At 70.4% G+C, this 3,918-nt stretch carries 3 protein-coding genes; all 3 read left to right on the forward strand.

Annotated elements, in window-relative coordinates:
- Nucleotides 1-305 precede the first annotated feature (305 nt).
- Nucleotides 306-1,349, forward strand: coding sequence for a septum site-determining protein Ssd (ssd, locus tag EJK15_RS68105; protein ID WP_138720741.1), 1,044 nt, complete (start codon nt 306-308; stop codon nt 1,347-1,349).
- 259 nt (nt 1,350-1,608) lie between these two features.
- Entirely contained in the window at nt 1,609-2,826 is a 1,218-nt protein-coding gene (locus EJK15_RS68110; RefSeq protein ID WP_138720743.1) for a TadA family conjugal transfer-associated ATPase, read from the forward strand.
- A gap of 123 nt (nt 2,827-2,949) precedes the next feature.
- Entirely contained in the window at nt 2,950-3,660 is a 711-nt protein-coding gene (locus EJK15_RS68115; RefSeq protein WP_138720742.1) for a type II secretion system F family protein, read from the forward strand.
- The last annotated feature ends 258 nt before the right edge of the window (nt 3,661-3,918 follow it).

Genomic DNA, 3,918 nt, shown 5'->3' on the forward strand with positions numbered 1-3,918 from the left:
GGTCGCCCCTTTTCCCGCCCGGCCACCGCCCGGCCGCCTCGACCGGCCGCCGAGCCGCTGGCCATCAAGGCTCCCGACCCGGCAGAACCCCGTCATGGCACCGAGACGCTCGGCTCCCGGCGCCCCTCGTCCGCATGGTCCTCGGCTCGCTGTACCGCCGCCACCGCCGGCTGGTACTCCCGCACCTGCGCACTTATCCACAGGGCACCGCAACCCGACACCCCTATCCCCAGAACCCCATTCACCGCCTCCCCAGACCCACCCTCCGCAACAAGCTGGACCTCCCATCGAAACGGGAGGCCGAGATGCACAGACCCCTGATCATCACCGAGGACCACGCCCTGCTCGACGACCTGGTCCGCATAGCCGCCGCAGCCGGCGCGCAGCTCGACGTGGCCCACGTCCCCGCCCACGCCCGCCCATACTGGAACCTCGCCCCGCTCATAGCAGTGGGCGCCGACCAGGCAGAGTCCGTGGCCGCGACCTCACCCCCCGCCCGCGACCAGGTCCTCCTCGTCACCCGGGAACCCGACGACCCTGACACCTGGCGAAAATGCGTGGCGGTGGGCGCCCAAGCCGTCGTGAGCCTTCCCGGCGACGAACGCCACCTGGTGGAGCGGTTCGCGGACGCCGTGGAGCCGGAGCCCCGTTCTGGGGCGGTGATCTGCGTGCTCGGCGGCCGCGGCGGGGTAGGCGCGAGTGTGCTCTCGGCCTGCCTGGCCCTGCACGCCTCGGGCAGCGGCCGTCTCCGTACGCTCCTCGTGGACGCCGATCCGCTGGGCGGCGGCATCGACGCGCTGCTAGGCCATGAGGAGGCACCAGGTTCCCGCTGGGGAGACCTGGTGGCCAGGGAAGGCCGGATCAGCTGCAGCGCTCTGCAGGCGGCGCTGCCGTCGTTCGGCGACCTGGCGGTCCTCTCCTTTCACAGGGGCGAAGTGGCTGCGATCCCCGCCCAGGCGATGCGCTCGGTCCTCGAAGCCGGCCAGAGGGGCTTCGACCTGGTGGTCGTAGACCTCCCGCGCCACCTCGACCCGGCCGCCGTCGAGGCCCTCACCAGATCGAGGGCCACCCTGGTGGTGGCGCCGGCCGACGTACGCGGAATCCTCTCCACAGTTCAGGTCCTGCTCGAGGCGCGCAAGCACACCTCGGACATCCGCGCGATCCTCCGCCCAGGGGTCGTGGACGACGAGATGGCCGCCGCATCCCTCGGCATACCCTGCGCCGGCAGCCTCCCCGACCAGCCAAGACTCACCGCCACCCTCAACCGCGGCGAACTCCCCAAGCTGGGCCCGCGCACCGTCCTGGGCGGCCTCTGCGCATCCCTGCTACGTGACGTCCTATCGCCGTGATCCACGCCACCCCGATCACGGCCCTGAGCAGCAGACCCAGATCCACCAAGCCCTGCCACTCGCAGCACCACCCCGAAAGCAGGCGAGCACCGTGAAGCCGGCCACAACTTCGGCCCAGCAGCCGACCACAGCTTCGGTCCAGCAGACGGCCGCAACTTCGGCCCAGCAATCGATCACACCCGCGGCCCAGCAGCCGACCGCCTCATGGGCACAGCCGCCCACCGCCTCCTCAGACCCGGCTGCCGCCGTACCTCCAGACCTGGTGGAGGCCGTCCGCGTACGCCTGGCCCGGACAGGCTCCGAGCCCAGCGCCGCCCAGGTGGCCGTCGCCCTCAGAGCCGAGAAGGCCGTGTACGGCGACGCGGAGATCCTCGCAGTTGCCCGAGCGCTCTGCGCGGACTTGATAGGCGCGGGCCCGCTGGAACCGCTCCTGGCTCGCCCCGACGTAACAGATGTCCTGGTCAACGGCCCGCGGGAGGTGTGGATCGACGACGGCAGCGGCCTGCGCCGCACCTCGGTCACCTTCGCCGACGACGCGGCCGTCCGGAGACTGGCCCAGCGCCTGGCGGCCGCCGCGGGCAGACGGCTGGACGACGCCTCCCCGTACGTGGACGCCAGACTCGCGGGAGGCGTACGCCTCCACGCCGTGCTTCCACCCGTCGCGCCCGGCGGCACCTGCGTGTCGCTGCGCTTGCCGCCACGCCGTACGTTCACGCTGGCGGACCTGGTGTCAGCGGGCACGATCACCCCATCCGCCATCTCGATGCTGACCGCCATGGTCGCCGCCAGACTGGCCTTCCTGGTGACCGGCGGCACTGGCACGGGCAAGACAACGCTCCTCTCGGCCCTGCTCTCGCTGGCCGATCCAGGCGAACGCCTCCTCCTGGTAGAGGACTCGGCCGAACTCCGCCCTCTCCACCCGCACGTCGTACGCCTGGAGACCCGCCCAGCCAATCTGGAGGGCGCAGGCGGCGTGGGCCTACGTGACCTGGTACGGCAGGCGCTGCGGATGCGCCCGGACCGCTTGGTTGTCGGGGAGGTACGCGGCGCCGAGGTGGTGGACCTCCTGGCAGCCCTGAACACAGGCCACGAAGGCGGCTGCGGCACGCTCCACGCCAACACCGCGTCCGACGTGCCACCTCGTCTGGAGGCTCTCGGCTGTGCGGCCGGGTTGAGCAGGGAGGCCGTACACAGCCAACTCGCCGCGGCCCTCGACGCCGTCATCCACCTGACCCGCGATCGCCTGGACGGCCGCAGACGCATCGCCGAAATCTGCTTGCTCTCCAGAACATCGACGGGCTTCGTCGAATCGGTCCCCGCCCTGACCTTCGACCCGAAGGGCAACTCCCGAATCGGCCCTGGCTACGGCGCCTTCACACAAGCCGTGCAGGGAGACACCCGAACCTGCGCAGAGGCCGCGCAGGAAGGCGCCCGCACCCGTCCACAAGCCGTGCAGGAACACGCCCGCACCCGGTGAAACGACCGTATGGAAGGGGTGGCCGACCGGCCGCAACCGCGATCCAGCACAACGACCCAGCACAACGACCCAACGCCAGCCCCGTACCACCGACACTCCAAGGACAACGGAGGAAAGACGGCGATGATCGCCGCTGCCCTGGTCACCGCACTGTCCACAGCCTGCGCCGTGTGGTTGTGGACGGGCCCGACCATCGCCACGGCCCGGCTGACCAAGCTGACCTCAACCCAGAAGAAGCATCAGTGGCAGTCCTTGGGCAAGCTACTCACCCGCCCAAGCCCCGCCCGCCGAGCCGATGCTTGGCGGCTCGCCTCGATAGAGCTGTGCCAGGCCCTATCGGCGGAACTGTCCGCAGGCCGGACCCCCGGAGAGGCACTGACCAGGGCGATAACGGCAGTCGACTTCCCCGATTCCGAGGCCCTGCGCCCGATCGTCGCAGCAGCGAGAGACGGCGGCGACGTCTCCGCAGCCCTGGCCGCCTCGGCCCCACCACAAGGCGGCGAGGGCCTGCGCCGGCTCGCAGCATGCTGGAATGTCAGCGTAAGCGTGGGCGCAGGCCTGGCAGCCCTGGTCGAACGCGTGGCGAGCACGTTACGCACGGCCCAGGCACACCGCCAGGACGTCGCAGCACAACTGGCCGGACCGCGCACCACGGCCAGAATGCTCGCCGTACTCCCCGCCCTCGGCCTCCTCATGGCCGGAGCCCTGAACATGCACCCGCTGGACTTCCTGTTCGGCAGCCTCCCGGGCCTCGCATGCCTGGTGACAGGGATAGCCCTCGACGCGTGCGGCCTGTGGTGGACCAACCGAATGGCCACCCAGGCACAAGGCTGACCGACTCCGCCGTGCCAACTGCCTCGGGAACCAGACAGCCCACCTGCACAAGTACCCGACCTCACGAAACCCGATCGGATCTTGCCGATGCTCCACCTCCTGTCCGCCCTGTGCACCGGTATGGCCACGTGGCTGTGGCTCTCACCAAGGACGCCGCAGGAACGCCTGACCCGACTACGTCCTGCAGAGAAGACCCGACTACGTCCTGCAGAGAAGAATCGCGGAAGTCGTCCTCTTCCGCACCCCAACGCCTGCCCC

This window comes from Nonomuraea basaltis (genome assembly GCF_005893125.1).
GTDB lineage: Bacteria > Actinomycetota > Actinomycetes > Streptosporangiales > Streptosporangiaceae > Nonomuraea > Nonomuraea basaltis.

What these genes read in the sequence shown, in the direction of transcription:
- ssd (WP_138720741.1), top strand. Translation starts at nt 306, where the DNA reads ATGCACAGACCCCTGATCATCACCGAGGACCACGCCCTGCTCGACGAC.
- EJK15_RS68115 (WP_138720742.1), top strand. Translation starts at nt 2,950, where the DNA reads ATGATCGCCGCTGCCCTGGTCACCGCACTGTCCACAGCCTGCGCCGTG.